Annotated in this window: 17 protein-coding genes, 1 tRNA gene and 1 pseudogene; 6 read left to right on the forward strand and 13 right to left on the reverse strand. The window is 71.7% G+C overall.

Features of this window, described 5'->3' with window-relative positions:
* Window positions 1-220 precede the first annotated feature (220 nt).
* The 4 genes from ACZ4VL_RS07370 (at window position 221) to ACZ4VL_RS07385 (ending at window position 3515) form a co-directional block, all read left to right on the forward strand.
* Window positions 221-1234 carry an SPFH domain-containing protein gene (locus ACZ4VL_RS07370; protein ID WP_468196927.1) on the forward strand — a complete coding sequence of 338 codons (1014 nt, stop codon included), beginning with the start codon at window positions 221-223 and terminating at the stop codon, window positions 1232-1234.
* Entirely contained in the window at window positions 1231-2130 is a 900-nt protein-coding gene (locus tag ACZ4VL_RS07375) for a hypothetical protein (protein ID WP_468196929.1), read from the forward strand. The genes ACZ4VL_RS07370 and ACZ4VL_RS07375 overlap by 4 nt, the downstream gene beginning before the upstream one ends.
* Before the next feature lie 282 nt (window positions 2131-2412).
* The gene (locus ACZ4VL_RS07380) at window positions 2413-3033 is read left to right on the forward strand and encodes a maleylpyruvate isomerase mycothiol-dependent enzyme family protein (RefSeq protein WP_468196932.1); all 621 of its coding nucleotides are present in this window, start codon (window positions 2413-2415) and stop codon (window positions 3031-3033) included.
* A 5-nt stretch (window positions 3034-3038) separates the two neighbouring features.
* Window positions 3039-3515: an anthrone oxygenase family protein gene (locus ACZ4VL_RS07385; protein WP_468196934.1), complete on the forward strand. Its 477-nt coding sequence runs from the start codon at window positions 3039-3041 to the stop codon at window positions 3513-3515.
* 713 nt (window positions 3516-4228) lie between these two features.
* On the opposite strand, the gene ACZ4VL_RS07390 is transcribed toward ACZ4VL_RS07385, so the two are convergent.
* Together ACZ4VL_RS07390 and ACZ4VL_RS07395 are read right to left on the reverse strand one after the other, a co-directional pair.
* A complete protein-coding gene (locus ACZ4VL_RS07390) occupies window positions 4229-5275 on the reverse strand; it encodes a hypothetical protein (protein ID WP_468196936.1) in 1047 nt (348 codons plus the stop codon).
* A gap of 1170 nt (window positions 5276-6445) precedes the next feature.
* A complete protein-coding gene (locus ACZ4VL_RS07395; protein ID WP_468196939.1) occupies window positions 6446-7033 on the reverse strand; it encodes a hypothetical protein in 588 nt (195 codons plus the stop codon).
* 185 nt (window positions 7034-7218) lie between these two features.
* On the opposite strand from ACZ4VL_RS07395, the gene ACZ4VL_RS07400 reads away from it, so the two are divergent.
* Window positions 7219-7337, forward strand: a tRNA-Arg gene (locus tag ACZ4VL_RS07400).
* 184 nt (window positions 7338-7521) lie between these two features.
* On the opposite strand, the gene ACZ4VL_RS07405 is transcribed toward ACZ4VL_RS07400, so the two are convergent.
* The 3 genes and pseudogenes from ACZ4VL_RS07405 to ACZ4VL_RS07415 all read right to left on the reverse strand — a co-directional run.
* Window positions 7522-8001 carry an SMI1/KNR4 family protein gene (locus tag ACZ4VL_RS07405; protein ID WP_468196941.1) on the reverse strand — a complete coding sequence of 160 codons (480 nt, stop codon included), beginning with the start codon at window positions 7999-8001 and terminating at the stop codon, window positions 7522-7524.
* 167 nt (window positions 8002-8168) lie between these two features.
* Complete coding sequence (locus ACZ4VL_RS07410; RefSeq protein ID WP_468196944.1) at window positions 8169-9338, reverse strand: hypothetical protein; 1170 nt, start codon at window positions 9336-9338, stop codon at window positions 8169-8171.
* Between the two features lie 137 nt (window positions 9339-9475).
* Window positions 9476-9645 (reverse strand): annotated as a pseudogene (locus ACZ4VL_RS07415) (IS701 family transposase); the annotation flags it as partial.
* A 658-nt stretch (window positions 9646-10303) separates the two neighbouring features.
* Between ACZ4VL_RS07415 and ACZ4VL_RS07420 the strand changes: the two are divergent.
* Entirely contained in the window at window positions 10304-10750 is a 447-nt protein-coding gene (locus tag ACZ4VL_RS07420; protein WP_468196947.1) for an SRPBCC family protein, read from the forward strand.
* A gap of 231 nt (window positions 10751-10981) precedes the next feature.
* Here ACZ4VL_RS07420 and ACZ4VL_RS07425 read toward each other — a convergent pair whose 3' ends face one another.
* The 8 genes from ACZ4VL_RS07425 to ACZ4VL_RS07460 all read right to left on the reverse strand — a co-directional run bounded on the left by ACZ4VL_RS07425 (window position 10982) and on the right by ACZ4VL_RS07460 (window position 19298).
* Entirely contained in the window at window positions 10982-11884 is a 903-nt protein-coding gene (locus tag ACZ4VL_RS07425; RefSeq protein ID WP_468196949.1) for a hypothetical protein, read from the reverse strand.
* Between the two features lie 794 nt (window positions 11885-12678).
* The gene (locus tag ACZ4VL_RS07430; protein WP_468196969.1) at window positions 12679-13917 is read right to left on the reverse strand and encodes a PP2C family protein-serine/threonine phosphatase; all 1239 of its coding nucleotides are present in this window, start codon (window positions 13915-13917) and stop codon (window positions 12679-12681) included.
* A 370-nt stretch (window positions 13918-14287) separates the two neighbouring features.
* Window positions 14288-14770, reverse strand: a complete 483-nt coding sequence (locus tag ACZ4VL_RS07435; protein WP_468196952.1) for a S26 family signal peptidase — start codon at window positions 14768-14770, stop codon at window positions 14288-14290.
* Window positions 14767-16707: an ABC transporter ATP-binding protein gene (locus ACZ4VL_RS07440; protein WP_468196954.1), complete on the reverse strand. Its 1941-nt coding sequence runs from the start codon at window positions 16705-16707 to the stop codon at window positions 14767-14769. The genes ACZ4VL_RS07435 and ACZ4VL_RS07440 overlap by 4 nt, the downstream gene beginning before the upstream one ends.
* Window positions 16704-17246: a TlpA family protein disulfide reductase gene (locus ACZ4VL_RS07445; protein ID WP_468196957.1), complete on the reverse strand. Its 543-nt coding sequence runs from the start codon at window positions 17244-17246 to the stop codon at window positions 16704-16706. The genes ACZ4VL_RS07440 and ACZ4VL_RS07445 overlap by 4 nt, the downstream gene beginning before the upstream one ends.
* The gene (locus ACZ4VL_RS07450; RefSeq protein WP_468196959.1) at window positions 17234-17902 is read right to left on the reverse strand and encodes a MauE/DoxX family redox-associated membrane protein; all 669 of its coding nucleotides are present in this window, start codon (window positions 17900-17902) and stop codon (window positions 17234-17236) included. The genes ACZ4VL_RS07445 and ACZ4VL_RS07450 overlap by 13 nt, the downstream gene beginning before the upstream one ends.
* A gap of 88 nt (window positions 17903-17990) precedes the next feature.
* Window positions 17991-18218: a hypothetical protein gene (locus ACZ4VL_RS07455; protein WP_404241894.1), complete on the reverse strand. Its 228-nt coding sequence runs from the start codon at window positions 18216-18218 to the stop codon at window positions 17991-17993.
* 45 nt (window positions 18219-18263) lie between these two features.
* Complete coding sequence (locus ACZ4VL_RS07460; protein ID WP_468196961.1) at window positions 18264-19298, reverse strand: helix-turn-helix domain-containing protein; 1035 nt, start codon at window positions 19296-19298, stop codon at window positions 18264-18266.
* Window positions 19299-20389: the final 1091 nt, after the last annotated feature.

Consider the following 20389-nt stretch of genomic DNA (forward strand, 5'->3'; position numbering starts at 1 on the left):
CGCCCCTGACGCCGGTCGATGCGCAACCATCGACGCCCATCAGGGAAGGAGGGCCGGTGGCGGTATTGCGCCGCCGGCCCGGGGGTTACCGCTTCGGAACTTCCGGCCTGGCTTCGGCGTGTTCCGAGGTTCGACCGAGACAGCCGGACCGCTTCTCGTCCGCTTGACGATATGACGCATACTTATTATCGTCACATCGACGAAATAAAGGGGGTTCACCATGGCCGACATCACCCGGCGCTTCGGCTGGCGTCATCTGCGCTCCGCGCCCAACGCTCACGTCCGCCACCACAAGCGCGGCCGACTCGTCCATGACGGCCGGGGGCTCAGCTTCTGGTACCGGTCGCTGTCGGCGGCGCTGTCCGAAGTGCCGGTCGATGACCGGGAGCTGGCCATGGCCTTCCACGCCCGTACCGCCGACTTCCAGGACGTCACCGTGCAGGCCACCGTCACCTACCGGATCAGCGACCCGGCCGAGGCGGCAGACCGGCTCGACTTCTCCGTCGACCCGGACACCGGCAGCTGGCGCGGCGCTCCCCTGGAGCAGATCGCCACTCTTCTCACCGAGACTGCACAGCAGCACACACTGGACGTACTGGCCCGCACCCCGCTGGCCGTCGCCCTGGTGGATGGCGTCACCTCCGTGCGGCAGCGGGTCACCGACGGTCTCGCCGCCGAGCCCAGGCTCCCGGCCACCGGCATCGACGTGGTGGCCGTACGCGTCGTGGCGATCCGCCCCGAGGCCGAGGTGGAACGCGCCCTGCGCACTCCGGCCCGCGAGCAGATCCAGCAGGAGGCGGACCGGGCCACCTACGAACGGCGGGCCGTTGCCGTCGAGCGCGAGCGTGCCATCGCGGAGAACGAGCTGGCCAGTCAGATCGAACTCGCCCGTCGCGAGGAGCAGTTGGTCGACCAGCGCGGTATCAACGCCCGCCGCGAGGCGGAGGAGAACGCGGCGGCGGACGCCGTCCGGACCGAAGCCGAGGCGGCCCGCAAGGTCTCCCTGGCCCGCGCGGACGCCGAAGCGGCGCGCGAGACGGGCGCGGCACGCGCCGAGGCGCAGGCCGCCTGGTTGCGGGTGCACGGCGAAGCCGACCCGGGCACGCTGCGCGCCATGGCGGCGACCCGGCTGGCGGAGAACCTGCCGCGGATCGAGAGCATCACCCTCTCTCCGGACGTCCTCACCGGGCTCCTCACCCGGCTCGGGCGTCCCGAGGGCGGAGCGGGCGCGTGAGCCTGGCCCCGCGGGCCGTGCTCGTGCACCGCAGGACCGAGTACGAGGAACTCCTCGCCCGGCACGGGACGCACGGGCAGGCCGCCTTCTTCCTCTCCAGCCGGGGCCGCTCGATCGACGAGTTGGTCCGCCGCCACGACCGCGTGCAACAGGCGCTGCGGGAGGTGGCGGCGGCGGTGCCGCTCACCTGGCGCAGCTCCCGGGTGGAGCGGGCGGACCTGGACCGCTTCCTGTTCGCCCCGCAGGACGTGGTGGTCGTGGTCGGCCAGGACGGCTTGGTAGCCAACACCGCGAAATACCTGTGCGGGCAGCCTGTCGTGGGCATCGACACCGACCCGGGGCGCAACGCGGGAATCCTGGTCCGTCACCGCTGCGCCGACACGGCCGCCCTGCTGCGCGCCGCGATCGCTGCCGGGGGCCGGGCGGATGAGCTGACCATGGTCGAGGCCGTCGCCGACGACAGCCAGCGCATCCTGGCGCTGAACGAGATCTACCTGGGCCCTCCCGGCCATCAGACGGCCCGCTACCGCCTGGGCCCGGACACGGAGAACGGCCAGGGCGAGGCCCAGGCATCCTCCGGAGTGCTGGTGGGCACCGGCACGGGCGCCACCGGCTGGCTGCGCTCCCTGTGGCTGGAGCGCGGCAGCACCGCGGAGCTGCCCGCGCCGTGCGACCCGCGGCTCCTGTGGTTCGTACGCGAAGCCTGGCCCTCGCCCGCGACCGGAACGACGAGGGTCGCCGGTGAGCTCGGACGGGCGCAGAAACTGCGCCTGACCGTGGAGTCGGACCGCATCGTCGTCTTCGGAGACGGGATGGAGGCCGATGCCCTGGAACTGACCTGGGGCCAGAGCGTACGAGTGGGCATTGCGGGAACGTCGCTGCGACTGGTGACGTGAACACGCGGCTTGTCCGCCCGGGCATCCGCAGGGGCGGTGAGGGGCTTGGTCGGTACCGCGCCCGGCCCGGGAGCCGGTGCCGCTCCACGTTCCCGTAGGAACGGGCACGCTCACGGCAATCGACCGGCTTCCGGACCGGCACCCGACGGCACGGCCTGCTCGCCACCGCTGCGACGACGGGGGCGAAATAGCGCAGCTGCCGGAGTCCCATAACCAGCGATGCTGGGTGGCAGCAGAACCATCTATTGGCCATATGGATCAGCGCCCCGCAGGCTTGATCACATGCAGATCAAGGCCGCCATAGCCGCCGAACGCCGCGAGCCCGCCGCACTCTTCGACGCCCTCGTGGACAAGGTCCGGAACGCCCCCGGCCTGGGCGCGGGCCGGACCGTCCGCGAGGTCGTCGCCCACATGTCAAAGGGGTTCTGGTTCTCCCTCCCCGCCACCCTGGGCGAACTACTCAAGCCCCGCGGCAGCCTCCACCGCATGACCGACCGCGTCGCCCGCCGGGACGCCGCCGCCCACTGCCCCACCCGGCTCAGCGCCTTGCTCCGCGACAACGCCCACCACCCGTGGACCCCTCCGGTCGGCGGACTCACCGCCGCCCTCGGCCACGACGTCGTCCACGGCCCGGACGTCACGACCGCCCTCGGGCTCGACCGGCGCGTTCCCGAGGCCCGGCTGCGCATCCTGCTCGACGACCTCAAGACGCGCGGCCTGAAGTTCTTCGGCGTCGACCTCACGGGGGTCCGGTCGTGCGCGCAGGCCATCGACTGGTCGTACGGCCTCGGTACGGCGCCCGTGTACGGAGCCGCCCAGGACCTCCTCCTGCTCGCAGTCGGCCGCCGTCTGCCGTCCGGCCGCCTCGGCGGCGAGGCTGCCGCCCGCTTCACCGCGCGGTGAAGGCCGTGCGCTCCCGGCTCCTACTGGGCCTGGCACTCCTCTCCACGGGCCTGCTGGCCGGCGCCTTCGGCTACGGGGCCGCCAACCTCGTCCCGACCTTCAACGCGGTGCCGATCGAGATGCGGCTCGGCTTCCACGCCGAGCTGATGAAGATGAACGGCATCACCATGCAGGCCACCATGGCGGCCTCGGCCCTCAGTACGCTGGCGCTCGCCGCGTCCGTACGCGGCCGGGCCCGCCGCCAGGCCGGGGCAGCGGGGCTCCTGACCGTTGCCTCGTTCCTGATCACACGGCTCGGAAACGTCCCGATCAACGGCCGCATCAAGGCATGGGCCGCCACCACCGCGCCGCCTGACCACGCGCAGATCCTGCACCGCTGGGAACTCTTCAACGACGCCCGCACCGGCACCGCCGTCCTCGCCTTCGTACTCCTCATCGCCATCGCCCTCACGCCTTCACGTGCTCATCCGACGAACGCGTAGCCCACGGCCCGTCCCCGATCGGCTTGCACTGCTTGCCGCGGCCAGGCCCCGGCCCCGCCGGACGCCGGCCGGCCCCCGGCCGCGCCCTGGGCGGCGCGCAGGGGCCTACCCGCAGGGGGTCGGCTGTTGCCGACCAACGCTCCGCGGGGTGCTTCCCGCCGGAGGGGAAGCCATCACCAAGTCTTTGCCGCAGCTCCCGTCGGGCGGGCCGCCGCGGCAGCCCGAGACGGTAAGCCGCCGAGGTGTGCACTCTCCTGCGCATGAACATCACCAGGTACGGCCGGAGAGCCCTGCCGCTCTGCCGTACGCCGCCGCTCCTGGACATTCGTCAGCTGGGCTCCGCGCAGTCCGTCCATCCCGTCGCCGAACGCGTTGCCGGGCGCCTATGCCGCGGCTCCCACCGGCCCCGGCTAGAGCAGTGGGTGAAGGTGATGCGAGACCACTTGCGCCGCATGACAGCGCTGTGCGAATGCCGTGCCCCGACCCGGCCCGCTGAGGGTGGGCGCCCATGACGAAGGTGCCTGGTGCATCGTGACCCTGCAGTCAGCTGGACTGCGGTACCCGGATGGGGGTTCCAGGCCGTCGCTGCCCAGCATCCCGGCCCGCCCGCTCGGCCAGCCCGGCCGGGGTCCTCACCGGACCGGCGATGCCCGACAGATACGACGAGTCCTGCCGGGCATCGCTCCTCATCACATCAGCACGGCCCGATCGCCCTACTTCCAGACCACGCTGACGAGACTCCCGTCAACCCAGGCCGAGCCGAGGATCTGACCGCTGTTGTTGATCTTGAGGCCGTAAGAACCTGAGACGTTGGACGGCACCGGCAGGTATTGTCCCAGGCCGCTGGCGTCCCAGTAGGCGGCACGGTTACCCGAATGCCCGACTCCGACACCCGAGTCGTTCAGTTGATGCACGGTCGTGTCCGTGGCGCCCAGGGCGGGGCGGAGGACGGTCATGCCGCCGGTGTTGTCCCAGCGCACGGTCTCGGTTGTTCCGTCGTTCTTGGTGTGGCCGAGGAAGACGTCGCGGTTGTTGACGTCCTTGATCGAGCTGTCGGGGCTGGCGCCCTGCATCGGGCGGAAGTCGCAGCATCTCAGGGCGCGGGCGGCCACGTGCGTGTGGGTGGTCGGGTCGTACGAGGCGCCGGCGATGGTGCCGCGGTTGTTGATGTCGACTCCGCCGGCCGGTCCGTCCGTGCTCTTGAGGACCTTGAGCTTGCCCGCGGCGTCCCAACGCACCCCGACGGTGTGCCACTGGGAAAAGGCGATCTCGCCGATGGCCTCGCCGCTGTCGTTGATGCGGTAGACGTTGCTGCGCAGGGTATCCGGCAGCTCCTCCAGGAACGTCGCTCTCCCGTCACGGTCCCAGCGCACCGCGCGCGTCGTGCTGTACCTGCCGAGGTACCCCACGGCGACACCGACGTTGTTGACGTCCACGGCCGAGCTGGAGAGGAAGTCGGCCGGTTCCTCCAGGCGCCGGATCGCGCCGGTAGCATCCCAGGTCGCGGCGTGCTGCTGCTGGTCGGGGGTGAATGCGTCGCCGGCGATGATCCCGCGGTCGTTGAGATCTCTGGCGATCAGAGCAGCACCCTGGGCGCTACCTCCGAGGTCAGCCAGCCGGGTGAACGACCCGTCGGCCTCCCACCGCAAGTGAACGGCCGGGCCCCAAGGGTTGTGAGCAGTGCCGGCGACCTGGCCGGCGTTGTTCAGCAATTCCGCTCTTGCCAGCGTGTAGCCGTGGGGCCCCTGCAGCTGGTGCATCACCGTCCCCACCCGCGCGCCCCCGTCCGCCTGTGCGGCCGGCCCCGGGACCAGCACCAGCGCCCCCGCCAGAGCCGCACTCGCTATCGCCCGTAACACCCGGACTCCCCGTGGTCGTCTTCACGGTTGCCCTTGCCCACGGATGCCGCGCCGCATGACGCGCAGCCGAAAGCAACGGCCCCCCTTGCTACCGCACAGTACGGGGCGGCACGGGCAACCCGACAGCCCCCGACCCCACGCCGCTCCCGTTACGACTGGCGCGGCCACCCCTTCGCGAGAAGCCCCGGCCGTCACCAGAGCCGAGGTGCCCGACCTACCTGGGAAGGTCGAGGCGACGGCGGCGGAGGTGACGATGGACATGCAGCCGATCGACGCTCTGGCCATGGAGTGGGAGCCGGAGTCGTTCCACGACACCCTCCGCGAGAAGGTCGGGCGCCGGGCGGAGAGAAGAGGACCCGGCTTCGAAGAAGCGGGCGCGCTCCGGCCTGACGGCCAAGGGCCGGGAGCTGACGTCGCTGACGAAGGCCGAGCCGTACGAGAAGGTGGCCGGCGCAGGGCCTGACCCCGGCGGGGGGTCGCCGCAGGCGGCGCGGAGCGGTGAGGTCAGGCCACCGTGACGCGCAGGACGTACGGTTCGCCCGCGCTGATGGCCTCCGCCTGCTCCCGCAGGTCCGTGTCCGTGAATCCGAGCAGCGCGTCGGCGGCGGCCCGGCGCAACAGCGGGAGGATCTCGGCGGCGGGCCGGCCGCGGCGGGCCTCGGCGATGTCGGCGAAGGCTCGCTGGTAGGGGGCTCCGTACGTGCTCGTGCTGTCGGCCAGCAGCCGTCAAGGTGCTGCCGGTCGACACTGATCTCGCCCATGGCCTGCTCCTCGCGTCGTGCGTGGTCCGTGGGGTCCGGACCCTCGCCTTCGACGCTACGACGTGGCTCTGACATCAGCCCGTACCGCGCACCCTACGCCTCCGTAGGAGCGGCATTCCGGCCGATGAGGTCCTGGAGGAGCTCGCGGAGGGACGGCGGCAGCACCCCCTCGGCGCCCAGGGGTGCCACTGGCAGCTGGGGACGAGGCGGTCGAGGGGAACTCCCCGAGCTGAAACAGCAGCGTCAGGTGTCGAAAGCGTGCTGCGCTGATGGCCAGTCGCGCTGTTTCAGCGTGCTGTGCAGGGCCAGACTAACGCCACAGATCCGCGCCCTCGCGTCCACTCGGGTCCATCGTCAGCAGATCTTCGTGAAGACCCGAGAGGGGGCGGCCGGTGAGACCTCCGTCCTCGCCGGACTCCATGACTGACCAGCCGACATCGACTCCGGACACGTTCACGTCCCCGCCGCAGTCGAGCTCGTCCACCACGGCGAGTACGGCTTCGTAGGCGACGGCCCGAGCCAGCAGCACCAGGTCGTCCCGGGCTGCCCCTGCATCCAACAAGCGTCGAGCTGCTGGCACCTGTTCCACAGCCCCCGGGTCGGCCCAGCCGTCGATCGCGCCCCGCCACAAGGAGCGGAGCAGCACGAGCCGTGCCAGCTGAGGCAGGTCCTCATCCATCTCGGACCGCGCCCGATCCGGCGCGTCAGCCGCACCGAGGGCCTCGAACTGCGTCCGGAGCGACTCCGCCGCGACTCGCTTCGACGGTGTGAGTCCGGACAACCACGACTGCCACGTCACCTCGACATCATTCATCGCAGCAGGATGCCCCACCACCAGCGCCGGCCAGACCAACAATTCGCGCGGATCCCGCTCGTCGCCACCGCAGAGTGACGTCATTCCTGGTGGACATCCACAGCGCTCAAGATCTCCGACTTCTGCCCCACCGCTGCTACTTCACGGGCTGTGGCTCAGCTTCTGCGGCCCTGCGGCAGTGGTTGCCGGTGCTGGATAAGAGCTCGCTGCGCAGAGGCCGATCCTCTACCTTGAGCCGGAGCGGGATGGCGCGCATTCCCGCAGGCTGCGGTGCCGTGGCAGAGCGGCCCATTGCGATCGACGTGGGCGAGGCCCCGCTCACGGCGACTGACGGAGACGGGGCGGACCTGCCCCTATCTGTCCGCGGGTTCAAATCCCGTCGGTACCGCAGCCGACCGTAGCCGGTCGAGGTGCCGTGTACGCCAAGAGCCGGTAATCGAGCTCTGTTGGCACTCTCACGCGTCAACACGGTATGCATTCCTGGTGGTGCCGCGGTTGGAACCCGTGAAGCCGGAGGGCTGCGCAGGGTGGCGGCACAGCAATTTCCCCAATTGGCTCCGCGGCCCGAGCTGTCATGGCTTGATCTGCCCCGTCAGCCGCCAATCAAGGTATGTGGCCAGACTCGGTGCCACCCACGTACGGCTGTCGTCCTCGTGATTCCAGGCGAAGACATCGGGTCGCCGCAGACCTGGCAGGAGTGCGAACAGGTCACCGTTCCCGGCGTCCGCGAAGAAGAGCAGCGGATCGAACGGCATGTAGAGCGTTGCGAGCTCGCCGTCATCGCGAAGGGTCCGGTTCTCGGAGGCGATCCGCTCGGCAGACCAGATGAGCCCGTCCCCGTACTCACCCTCGATGCCGTTGCTCTCACGGAGCAGGGAGACCAGGTCCACAGGCAGCGGATGCCCGAGGGATGAGGCGCAGCGGAGCAGCTCCGACTCCGAAGCCGGGGGCCGGAGAACCGCGGGCCCGGGAAGAGTTTCGACAAGTTCAATCCACACAGTTGATCCAACCTCCGCGAGACGCGCCGTGAGCGAGTCAGCACGGCACCTCATCGATGTGGATCCACGCCGACCCAGTCGGCCGGAGCACGCCCGATCACCGAGCGGTGAGTACGGCCCCACTCGAGCCAACCGGACGCCGCCCCGCACCAAACGGGACGGCTCTTCGTACTCCAGCCGTAGATCGTAACCCCGCCTGCGGGGCTGGCAGAGCTCGATCGCTACGCGGACGGTGCCGGTACGGGGGTGGCGGCACTGGCACAGATGGGGAGGGTCCGGGCGGAGTAGGAACGGGCGGCCGCGATGAGGCCGAAGCCCAGGCCGGCGAAGGCCAGGCCGCCGAAGGCGACCATCCAGGTGATCCCGGAACTGCTAGTGAACGCCCCCGACGGTTTCAGCTTCGGCAGTACTCCAGTGGCACTGAGCGGGGCGTAGATCAGCAGGAAGACTCCGTACGCCGACAGGCCGACGGAACTCGACCACGCTGGTAGCAGGGGCAGCAGGCGTGGGACCCGCCGTCCGGAGAGGATCAGGGTCCATCGGGGGAACGCTTGTCCCCACGGGTACAGCAGTCCCAGCAGCAGGAAGATCGCAGCCACTGCGGCCAGCACGGTGACATCGATTCCCACCGATGCGAGGGCCTCTGCGAGTCCCGACTCGCCTGAGTTCGCCTCCCGCCACCGGTGGGCCGTGACGCCGATGGCATCGCCGCCCAACGTCCATATGGTCTTGACCCCCGCCCACGGCAGGAGCCCGCACATGAGCAGGTAGACCGCGACTCGGGTTCGCTTCGAGGCGAGGGACGGGCCAGGGTGCGCGAGCGGACCGTCAAAACCGCCTGTGTGGTCCTGCCCGCACCGAGGGCACCTGCCTCGCAGCCGTCGGCGGTACGACATTGCGACGAGGATGAGAAGGGCGGCGCCCAGCGCGCTCAACAGGTCATGCGCCAGGCCGGTGACACTGTCCACCCCGGAGAACGACGCCAGCACCACGAAGTACGCCGGCAGACTGGCCATCCCCATCACAGACACCAGGACCGCCAGGATCAGCACCGCCGCCACCATCACTCGGCCACCCTTGGGCAGCGTCCGGGTAGTGGCCAGGCAGGCACCCGCAGCCAGGACGGCGATCGCCGCCAGGAGGAGCTGGACCGTCGGCGCATACGCGAGATCCGGCGACCAGGGCACGGTGGCGCCTGATGCAGCCCACGTGATCTGGACGGCGGCGAACGACACGCCCCACACCGCGGCGGCGTGCGGCGCCCACGCGGGCCAGCGCCGCGACCACACCGCCCACCCCGCGTCCTCCAACGCCGGGCTGGCGCCGGTACGTGTGCGCGATTTCGCAGGAACAGACACCGTGACCCCCAGTTCCGCATCACTGACACTCAAGAATCCCCAGCACCCATACCGACCACATCCGCCGCGCGGACCATCCGCCTCCCTCACGTGGGGGAGAGACGAACGGCCACTCCAGCCTCAGATCGTGATCTTCGTAAGCGGAGGTCTGACGGGTGGCGTCGGGGCCAGGTGGACCAGCGGTGCCAGGGGTCCCAGCGGCGTACTTGCTGCTCGCCCAGTCCGCCAGTCCCTTCGACCTCCGGAACGTCGCTTCTACCGTCCATCGGCTTCCCGCGACCCTGACCAGCGTGGACAGCGGCACTGGGCGGGCCGAGTAGCAGTACGGACGGCGGCCTGTTCGCGTCGGTCAACGTCGCCGGTTCAGGACTTGGGCAGGTACAGGGCACGGTCGATGCCGGCGTGCCCGTGCTGGGATGTGTAGATGAGGTAGAGGGAGACCTGGGCGTTCTCCATCCCTCGTCAGTTTTCACACGCCGATGATCAGCGGTGGTCGCACCCACCTCCAGTTCGGGCGTCAGGGCCCCCTTCACGGCCACCATGAGCTCCTCCCGCCGCACCCGGATCAGATCGACTCGTGGCTTTCCACGTTCGTTCTCCGCTTCGGCTCGGACCTGGCCGCCGTAACCGGCAACCGGAACGGCGCCCTGGCCGCCCGCGCACTCATCCGCTGGTACGACTCCCATCCGGCGTCCGAATCGAACTGCAGGAAGGGCTGCTCTGCTTCGGCTGGCGCACAGTCGTCCCCGGCTGTCGACTCACCCGTCTGGATCTCTCGGACTGTCCGGACAGTGCATTCAGCATGACGCTGGGAACCAAGCCCACGGGACGGCCGGAGAGGCGACCCGGTGGGCCGGGTCCAGCCGTCGAGCGGAGGAGTGGCCGGGTTCCCGCGCCGCGCGTCACAGCTGCCGGGAGTCTGCTGCGCCGGACGTCCTCATCCCGAGGACGCCATGACGGGGGCGCCTACATGCTGCCCATCCTCCAGGAGCGTGATCATGGCCCGGAACCGCCGTCTGATCCTCAGCTCGCCGTCCGAAGTCTGGCGCCTGTTGTCCGATGGCCACCGCTACGGGGAGTGGGTGACCGGAACCCAGCAAGTCCTCGCCGTGGACCCGCACTGGCCAGAGGCTGGCGCCCGGCTGAAGATCCGCGTCGGCGCCGGCCCTCTCACCCTCGACGACACCTGCGTCGTCCGCATCTCCGAACCACGACACCGCCTGCAACTGGAAGCGAAGGCAGGACCTTTCGGTGCGGCCCGCATCGCCATGGAGTTGCTCCCCTGGGGCGAGCACACCCTCTTCACCCTCGATTGGCACCCCCTCCGAGGCCCCGGCACGCGGATGCACGGCCTCCCCGTGGACTACTTCGTTGCCGTCCGCAACGGCATGATGCTGACGAAGCTGGCTCGGATCGCGGTGCGCGAGCATGCCGCGCATGTGTGAGGGACCGTACAAACACCCGGTTCACTGCTGCACAAGGAGTGCCCGGTCCGTTGCCGCCGTTGCCGCGGCTCCCGGATGTTTCCCAGTGCGCTGGGGTCCTCGTAGTCGCTCTCCAGCAGTTCCTCGGGGATGCTCACGTGGTCGAGTTGGGCCAGGGTCCGCTGCACTCCACGGTGGCGAGGGTCGGCGGGGTTCAGCGCCTCCTCCTCACGCGCCTCGTGCAGCGGGTTGTCAGCGCGGCCGCAGCGAGACACCTTGGCGCTCGATGGTGTCCACGGGTGCCATCCAGTAGAAGCTGGTGCCCGGCAGGCGCCTGGTGATGGCACCGATCATGCGCCCCGACTCGTCCAGGACCCCTGCGCCCGCCGCCACGTCACCGATGCGCGCCCCGTTGGGCTCGATGGTCAACGTCATGTCGAGCTGCCAGTCTCCGTCGGGGCCGCTCGGTCCCAATACCGTGCCGGCCAGCCACAGGCCCTCGAGTCGGTTGTCACGGCGGCTGGTGTGCGTCAGGTAGGCCCTCACTCTTCCGCCGATCGGTGGCGCGGGAGCCCATGTGGCGGCGGCCGCTCCTTGCAGCGGATGTCTGGGCGCGAGAACGGTGAAGCTCGTCCTGCTGGTTCCCCGCATGACCACATCCGCTTCGGACCCGTTCTGCGGTCTGTCGACGGATCGCACCTCGACGCGGTCTCCTTTCAGCGGGCCGGATTCCTCAGCCAGGTCGAGGCTCTGGGTGAGGACGGTCCCGTCGTGCAGGAGGACGCCCGACCAGGTCTGGCGGCGGAAGTACACCAGGAGCGCCGATCGGGACGGGGCGGGCGCGCGTACCGTTCCGTCGCCCTCCGCGGCCGCCTGCTGGTACAGCCCCAGGAAGCGGCTGGCCTCGATACCGGGGTCCCTGCCGTCGATAGCCCGGCCGGCGAACCAGCGCACGAGGCTCTCCAGTTGCCAGGCGGTGGGCCACCGGGTGCCGTTGAGGACCTTGGACACCAGATCCCGGTCCATGGTGGCCCGGAAGTCGCCGTCGGCCAGACCTGCGCTGATGGTGCGCACCCCTGGCGTATCGGCCGCCCGGTACAGACTGTGCAGGCTTTCGAGCAGAGTCCTTCGCGGTCCGGCGGGAAACTCCTCCACGGGCGGCATCCGCACACCCCTGGCCCCTCGACGCTGCATCCGGCCTCTCCTGACAGGAAGTGTCCGCGAGTGTCAGTGCGGCCAAGGCTGTCAACCGTACTCGCACCAGGTCAAGGGAGTGGGGGTGGTTGAAAGTGTCAGAGGCGTGCGGGGCACTTCTGAGGGCTGCGCGTAATGGAGAGCGGGTCACCGTCGGTGCCCCGCTTCCGCAGCGATCTGCCGCGGCCGGCGCTGGCACGCTCGCGCGGCGGCAGGCTCTACCCCGTAGGAGTGACGATGTCTTCTCGCCGTCGGCGTCAGCTGCCTCAGGTGCCCGCTGACTTCCTTGTCTTCTTGTCCGTGTTGGCGGTCGTCACCGTGCTGATCGTAGTCGGCCACACCAGCCCGCAGGAGATGGCCGGATACGCCACGGCCGCGACGGCCCTGTTCGCGGCATGGCGGAGCCCCCGGGACGGCGGCCCGAGGGGAGGAAGCTGAGTTCGCGACGCCCGTATCAACGCTGCTGTGGCTGGGGGCTCGTGCCGGGTGACAGGAGATCTCACCGAGGAGCAGGGTCAGGGTCGGGGGGCAGGGTGACGGTCGGGGCAGCCTGCGGCGTTCATGCGGTCCTCCCTCCCCCGAAGCGTGACAACGTCGCAAGCGCCTCCCGCAACGCATTCTGCTCAGCAGCCAGCGCTGCATGTCTGCCCCGGTCCGCCACCGCTGCCGTTCCGCGTGCGTGACGCACAGGGTGTCGCCCTCGAAGCGCTCCCGCCAGACGTTCCCCTGCTTGTAGTGAGGGGCGCGGGCCGGGGTCAGAGGCGGACGATGACGAGGGCGATGTCGTCGCGGGCGCCGCCGGCGACCCCGAGCCGGGCGAGGAGGGCGTCGGCCAGTCGTTCGGGGCCGAGGGCGGCCAGGTCTGCGAGGGCGCTGGTGAGCCGATCCAGACTGGTGTCGATGTCCTCGTCGCGGCGTTCGATCAGGCCGTCGGTGTAGAGGAGGAGGGTGTCGCCCGCGCGGAAGGGGGTGCCGGCCTGCGGGCGGGGGACGTGCTCCGGGCGCGCGCCGAGCGGCGGGTCGGTGGCCCGGTCCAGCAGGTCGAACGTGCCGTCGGCATGCAGCAGCACCGGGGGCGGGTGTCCGGCGCTGGAGTAGACGAGCAGCCGGGTCCGGCAGTCCACGAGCACGGTGACCGCGGTCGCGGCCAGCGCCCCTTCGACGGAGCGGGCGTACATGCCCAGTACCTCCAGCGCGCTGGCCGGGCCGGTGACCGCGCGGCAGGCGGCGGACAGGGCGCTGCGGAGCATGCCCATGACGGTGGCGGCTTCCAGGCCGTGGCCGACGACATCGCCGACAGCGACGGTGAACCGGCCGTCGGGGAGGTCGACGGTGTCGTACCAGTCACCGCACACGTTCAGCGAGCCGATCGCGGGCAGGTAGCGGACCGCGACGTCGCTGTGCCGGGCCAGGTCGGGAGAGTGGAGCATCGCCTCCTGCAGGGTGACCGCGACCTCCCGCTCCCGGGCATGGGCAGCCCGTAGCTCCTCGTTGAGGCGTTGCAGCTCGCGGGACCTGACATACAGCTCGGCTTCCATGCCCTCCTCACGCCCGGTCGTCCGCCCGCCCTTCCCGCGGAAGCGTCGGGACTGTACGAAGGCGGTGACGTCCTCGACCCGGTGGATGATCCACGCCACCCGTCCGTCCGGGCCCATGACGGGGGTGTTCACCGGTGACCACCAGCGTTCCTCGAACATCCCCGGCCGCTTGGGCTCGGGGATGTCGTACTTCTGCACGGCCATGGTGTCGGTCTCGCCGGTGGCCAGCACCCGGCCCAGCGACGCGCCGAGGTTCCTCACCCCGTCCGCGCCCGGATCGGCGGGATTGTCGGGGAACGCGTCGAACACGTGCTGCCCGACCAGGTCCTCCCGGCTGCGGCCCGTCGCCTGCATGTAGGCCTCGTTGACCGCCACGATCACCAGATCCGGCGCCAGCACCAGATACGGACTCGGCGTCGCCGCGAACAACGCCCTGTAGTCGATCTCCGGCTTCACCAACCCTCGGCTCCTCACTGCCAGGCACTGTGCCTGCCCTGCCGCCAACCTACGCACTCCCACGGGCGCACGCCTGCCAGCGCATCCGGCCGATGCGCCCGAGTGAGGGACGTGAAGGGGTGGACGGCCCGCGCCCGGCCGCGACCCGTCCCACCGCGCCCGTCCGCGGCTGACGGCGCCGCTGGCGGAGGCACCGCGGGCGCCCGCCGGGGGAACCGCGGCTCCACCGCGGGGGCCGCCTCGGCACCCATCTGACAGGAAGGACCGGGTGGCGGCACGTCTCGGAAGCGGAGTTCCACCTCCGTATGGCGCTGAGGGGTGGTCCCCGCGCCCGTCGGACCGGTCGCGGGGGGTCAGCGCCTCATCACCGTCACCGCCGGCGCCGCTGCCCGAGCGCCGTGCCGAGGACCCGTTCCAGGGGAAAGTACCCCGCCTGGCGCGAGTCGTGGCTGTTCGCCGTGTTGTCGCCGAGCAGGACGAGCAGGCCCGGCGGCACGACCGCGCCCGCCGTGCCGTCCAGGCCGGGTACGCGGTCCAGCGGGGCCGGGTCGCCGGGGACCGCCGCCACACGTTTGATGATCCAGCGGCGGGACCCCACGGCCCGCGGGGAGGCCGCGCGGGCCACCGGCGGCAGGGGCCGGCCCCCATCCTGCGCGGGGCGCTCCACTACCACCACCCGCCCCACCGCGATCCGGCCACCGCGGTGTACGAGGACCCTGGCGCCGTCCTCGTACACCGGGGCCATGCTGCTGCCGCGCACGGTGACCCGGATCAGGCTGTACCGCAGCAGCACGGCGGCGCCGGCCAGGCCGAGCGCGGCGGCGGGCACCGCCCGGCGGGCGCCGCGCCTCATCGGTGGCCTGCTTCGGGAACAGCCGCGGGGTGGGCGGCAGCGGCCGGGGCGTCGTCCGGCCGGTAGCCGGACGCCTGGAGGGCGAAGAGCCGCGCGTACCGCCCATCCGCCGCCATGAGCGAGGCGTGGCTCCCCTGTTCGACGATCCGGCCCGCCTCCAGCACTACGATCACTTCGGCTTCGCGGACCGAGCCGAGCCGGTGGGAGATCAGCAGGCTGGTCCGGCCCCGGCGGTGCGTGCGCAGGGCCTCCTGGATCTCCGCCTCCGCCTGCGCGTCGAGCCCGGAAGCCGGCTCGTCGAGGATCATCAGGTCCCGTTCGTCCCTCACGAACGCGCGGGCCAGCGCGAGCCGCTGCCACTGGCCGCCGGAAAGCACGACGCCGGTGGCTTCCCGGCCGTCCTGCGAGGTCGTGGTGAAGCTGCGGGACAGCAGCGTGTCGTAGCCGCGGGGCAGGGTGGCCAGCTTGTGGTGGATGCCGGCCCGCTCCGCCGCGCCGCGGATACGCTCCGTGGCGTCGAAGGCGCGGAGATCGCCCAGTGCGATGTTCTCGGCCGCCGTCATGTCGTACGCCATGTAGTCCTGGAACGCCGCCCCGATACGGGTGCGCAGCCGGGCCGGGTCGACGTCCCTCAGGTCGACGCCGTCCCAGAGGATCGCTCCGCGCGTCGGATCGTAGAACCGGCACAGCAGTTTCACCAGGGTGGACTTGCCCGAGCCGTTCAGCCCCACGAGAGCCAGTGCCGCCCCGTGGGGCAGGCGGAAGCTGACCCCGTGCAGGACCCACGGGTGGTCTTCGGAGTAGCGGAACCACACGTCCCGGAACTCGATGCCCTCCCGCAGCGCGGGCAGCGGGGCGGGGGCGGCGGCGACCGGCAGGTCCGGCTCGCCGCACACGATGTCCAGGTAGTGCTCGAACAGCATCAGCGCCTCGTGGCAGCCGGCGACGTGTCCCGTGACGGAGGTGAGGGAGCCCTGTACGCCTGCCACCGCCGCGATGAAGATCGCGATGTCGCCCACGGAGAGGTGCCCGGAGCGGGCTGCCAGCACGGCCCACACCACCCCGCCGCCGGAGACGAGCGCGGCGAGCAGCGCCAGCCCCGACTGGACGAGCGCGTCCCCGCGGTCCAGTCGCGCCCTGGCCGCATTGGCAGTGCGCCGGTCCGCGAGCATGCGGCCCTGGAGGAAGGCGCCGATGCCGAACAGCCGTACCTCTTTGGCGGCTTCGACGCTCGACAGCAGCCGGCTGTAGAAGATCTCGCGCCGTTCCGTGGGCCCCAGGTCCCAGTGCAGGCGGGCCCGCCGCCGGGACAGCAGCAGTTCGGCGACGAGAGCGGGCATCCCGGCGGCCACCACCAGCACGGTCATGGCGGGGCTGAGGACGAGGAGGGAGCCGACGAACCCGGTCACGGTGATCGCGGCCTGGGCCAGGCCGAGGATCCCGTTGGCCACCTGGCCGGGCCCGACGGCGCTGGCCTGCTGGGCCAACCGCAGCCGGTCGAGGAAGGCGGGGCTCTCGAACCGCGCGAGTCCCACGAACCCGTTGACCGCCGCGAACAGCCGGTCCTGCGTCAGCACGCCGATGGCGCGGTCCAGTTGCGCGCGCAGATAGTCGTTGGTGTGGGCGGTCGCCGCGATCACCACCCCGACGCCCGCGAGGCCCGCCGCCAGGGAGAGGAGCGCACCCGTCGGGGTACCGCCGGCGGTCAGGCCGTCCAGGGCGAGCTTGGTCAGCCAGGCCGCCGCTACGGGCAGCACACCCGTCGCGAGGGTCAGCAGGACGTGGCCGGCGAAGACCGCCGGAGCCGCGCGTGCCGCGAGGGCGACGGCCGTCGCCGCGTGCCGGGGTACGCGCGACAGGCCCGCCCCGCGGGCCGCCTTCGCAGTCCCGGTCCCCGTCCCGGTCGCGGTCCCGGTCGCGGTCGCGGTCGCGGTCACGCGGTGAGGCTGGTCGGGCGGCTGAGCGCCACGTCGTCGTCCACGACGACGAGCCGGCCGTCGGCATCGCGGTCGGCCCGCAGCACGCTCGGAAAGGCCCGGATGCCGAGCGCGGTGCCCATCGCACCGCCGGACTCCTCGACGACGACGTGCGCGACCTGCCCGAGTTCGGCGACGAACCGGGACGCCGCGTCCGCGTCGCCGACGACGGTCGCCACCACCGAGGAGCGACCGCCGGGCTCGCGCCGCGCGTACTCGACGAACCGCGGGAGTTTGTCCTTGCAGGGCTCGCAGGTCGGCGAGAAGAACCCGAAGAGGACCGGCCCGGACAGCAGATCGCGCACCAGCGGATCCCCGCCCACGGTCGAGGTGTCGAACTCCCCGACCTCCTGCCCAACTTCGAGACTGACGGGGTCTCCCTGCACGGCTCCGAGCAGCTCCGTGTGCTCCCGCAGCCGTTTGACGACGCCGAGGGTGAGGACCAGGTTCAACGTGCACAGCGTTCCGACGAGGGCCACGACGGCGATCAGGACGGGCATGAGGGCTCCTTGTCCTCTTGCTTCCTTGCTTGCGACTGCTCGGCTTGCGACTGCTCGGCTTGCCGATGCTCGGCACTCCGGTGTCGTACGGGTGCGGCCGCGCCGGCCCGCACACCGGCGGGCAGCGGCCGGAAGAGTGCGACCAGGTGGTCGAGCCGGGTCACCACGATCCCCGCGATCAGCCCGGCGACAGCCGCCACGGCCACCGCCGCACCGCCCGGCCGGGCGTCGGCGGCGGCCGGTACGGCGAGCGCCCCGGCGCCGCCCACGGCGACCGCGCAGAGGACGAGGTTCCGCACGATGTGCGGGGTGCCGAGCGGTGTCGTCGACGGGCCGAAGCAGCGGCAGGGAGCGGCGGCCCCCCGCCGTACGGCGGCCGTGATGCCCGCGGTGAACGCCACCAGCAGGACGGCGGCGACCGCGAATCCGGCCGCCGCGGCGCCCCGCACCGGTACGACCATCAGGCAGCACACGATGGCCTCCCCGACGATCACCGTCCGGGCCACCGGGTGGACGAGGCCGGGCGGCAGCACGCCGAACGACCGGACGGACCCGGCGAAGGCGGTGAACGCGGAGCGTCCGGCGACCTTGCCGGCAACGGACACCAGGAACACCAACCCCAGCAGTCCGCGGGCTCCCGCAACCAGGTACTCCATCGCACTGCCTCCGGCAGACAGGGTGGTAAGGGAGCCGTGCGGCGGGGATCACCCGCCGCACGGCGGCAACGGCGGCAACGGGCGTCCGTCAGATGCAGTACCCGGAGCCCGCACTGCAGTTCGCGCAGCGGTCGAAGGTCCAGGGGCCGCCGCCACACGGCTGCTTCCTGTACCACCGGTGGCCGGTCGAGGCGCAGCCGGACGAGCCCTGGACGCACTGGTAACACGTGCAGGCCGCCTCGGCGGCGGACGCGTCCACGCGCGGCACCAGGCGGTCCAGCATCCTGCCGCCCAGCCTCTCAAGCGTCGTACGCATGTCTCTCGCTCCTTCACGATCGGATCGATGGGCCGGGGCACCGGCTCACGGCCGCTCGCCGCGAACGGCGCCTCCGACAACGAGGGTGCTGGACGCCTGCCGGGCTGTCGTTGTCTGCGGGTGCAGGGTGGTTGTCGATCCGTGCGGCGCCGCCCGCCGGCGGAACTCGCGCGGTGGGGCCCCGTACACGGACCGGAACAGGCGGCTGAAATGCGCCTTGTCCGGGAAGCCCCAGCGTGCGGCGATGCAGTGGATGGGGCGCCCTGCCAGCCGGGGGTCGGCGAGGTCGCGCCGGCACCGTTCCAGCCGTTCCTGCCGGATCCAGGCGGCCACGGTCTGGCCGTCCTCCTCGAAGAGGGCGTAGAGGCTACGGCGGGACAGCTGGTGTGCCGCGGCGACGCTCTGCGGGGTGAGGGGGTCACCGAGGTGGCGGCGGATGAACTGGCGGATCTGCGTCCGCAGCGCTCGTCGGCGGTCTTCGGGGTCCAGGCCCTCGACGGAACCGGCCGCGGCGGCGAGCACCGTTGCGACCAGGGTCGTGGTGGTGTCGGCGAGGCAGGAGAGGTCGGTCTGCGCGAACTCGTGGGGGCGGCCGGTGATGTCCGCGAGCCAGCGTGCGAGCGCGCCGCCCAGGCCGGGGCCGAGGGGGACGGGTGCACCCTGGAGCCGCAGCACGGTGCGCGGCGGCAACGGGAGTGCGGCGCGTGGGATCTGGACGATGACGCAGGAGTGGGCCCCGGCCGGGTCGTCGAAGCGGCCGCTGTAGGTGCTGGAGCTGTCCACCAGCAGCAGTTGGCCGGCCTCGATCCCGGTCTGGCGTCCTGCGGTGCGGAGCGTGGCCCGCCCCCTCCTCATGTGGAGGACGTGGAAGGCCTGCGGGTCGTGCCGGCGCACGAGCAGCGCGGTGCGGGCGAACCCGGTCCGCGGGCACGCCAGCGCCGCGGCCCACACGCCGCCGAGGTGGAGTGCGCGCAGACCCGCGCGGAGCCGGTCGGGCCCGTCGTGCAGCAGGTCCGGGACGTGCCACAGCCCGTTGATCTCGTCCAGCACCGCACGGGTTCCGGGAGGGTGCGCGGCCACCCGCACGGCATCGCCTCGGGCCGGTGGACCGGGTGGACCGGGTGGACCGGGTGGACCGGGTGGACCGGTTGGACATCGTTCGGGCATACCGGTTCGCTCCTTCCTGGTGCGGGGTGGCGGGCGCCTTCGGGCCGGCCTGAGGGGATGCCCGGCGACACGCAGCGGCCCACGGCTCGCCCGTGCAGGTGGTGTCAGGGGGTGTCGGCAGCCGGCCGGAGGCCCTTGACCGTGCGCGGCGGCGATCGTCCGGTCCGGCCGTGCACCACAGACTCTGCTGACCCGTGACGGCCGGGGCAACGGCAACGGGCTGTCCCGGACAGTCTGATCGTGTCCGGGCTGGTCGGAGCCGTGTCCGGGTTGCTGTCCGGCGACGGACCGGGCAGCGGGGCGGGGCCGAGGTTCACGTAGCGGGCGGGGTGTCGGTGTCGCCGGGGCCGGTGTGCTTGCGGCCGTACCGATCGCGGGTGTCCGGGTCGCCGTCCGGACACGACCCCGGCGTGCCCGGACGGTTCGGGCCCGTCCGGGACAGCCCGTTGCCGTTGCCCCGCGCGTCGGCCGACCTGCAGGCTGGGGGTTACCCCAGCGGTCGCGCGGGCCTCGCGCTGACGGGGGCAGTGGCTCTCGGGGCGATGCGTTCGGAGACGGGGCCGGGCACCGGGGGATCAGGTCGATGAGGAAGCGCTGGCCCGGCCGGGAACCGCAGGGTTCATGGACGACCTTGATGGTGGTCAGGCCGTCGGCGACGGGCTGGAGGAAGGTACGCGGGCCCGGGTCGGTGGGGCGCTGCACAGCGACCTCGGAAGGATAGCGTCCAGAGCGCTCCCTCCCTTCGGCCGGACACAGTTCCGTCGCCTGCACGGGCCGGATGCGGGCCCAACTGCCCGCGGACTGCGGGGGGAAGAGTCCGGCGAGGCGGGCGCCGGCCGTTCCGGCGAGGCGGGCGCGGTGAGGTCGCGGTCAGGCCGGCGGCGATCAGCTGTCCCCGGCCGCCGGGGGGGGGTTGTTGCCGACGGGCAAGCAGCGAACACCACGCTCCAGTGGCATCCCACCTCCCCCTTCGGCTGGGTCGAGCTTGCCGGGGAGTGGGCGAG

The organism is Streptomyces sp. NPDC029014, from assembly GCF_055564695.1.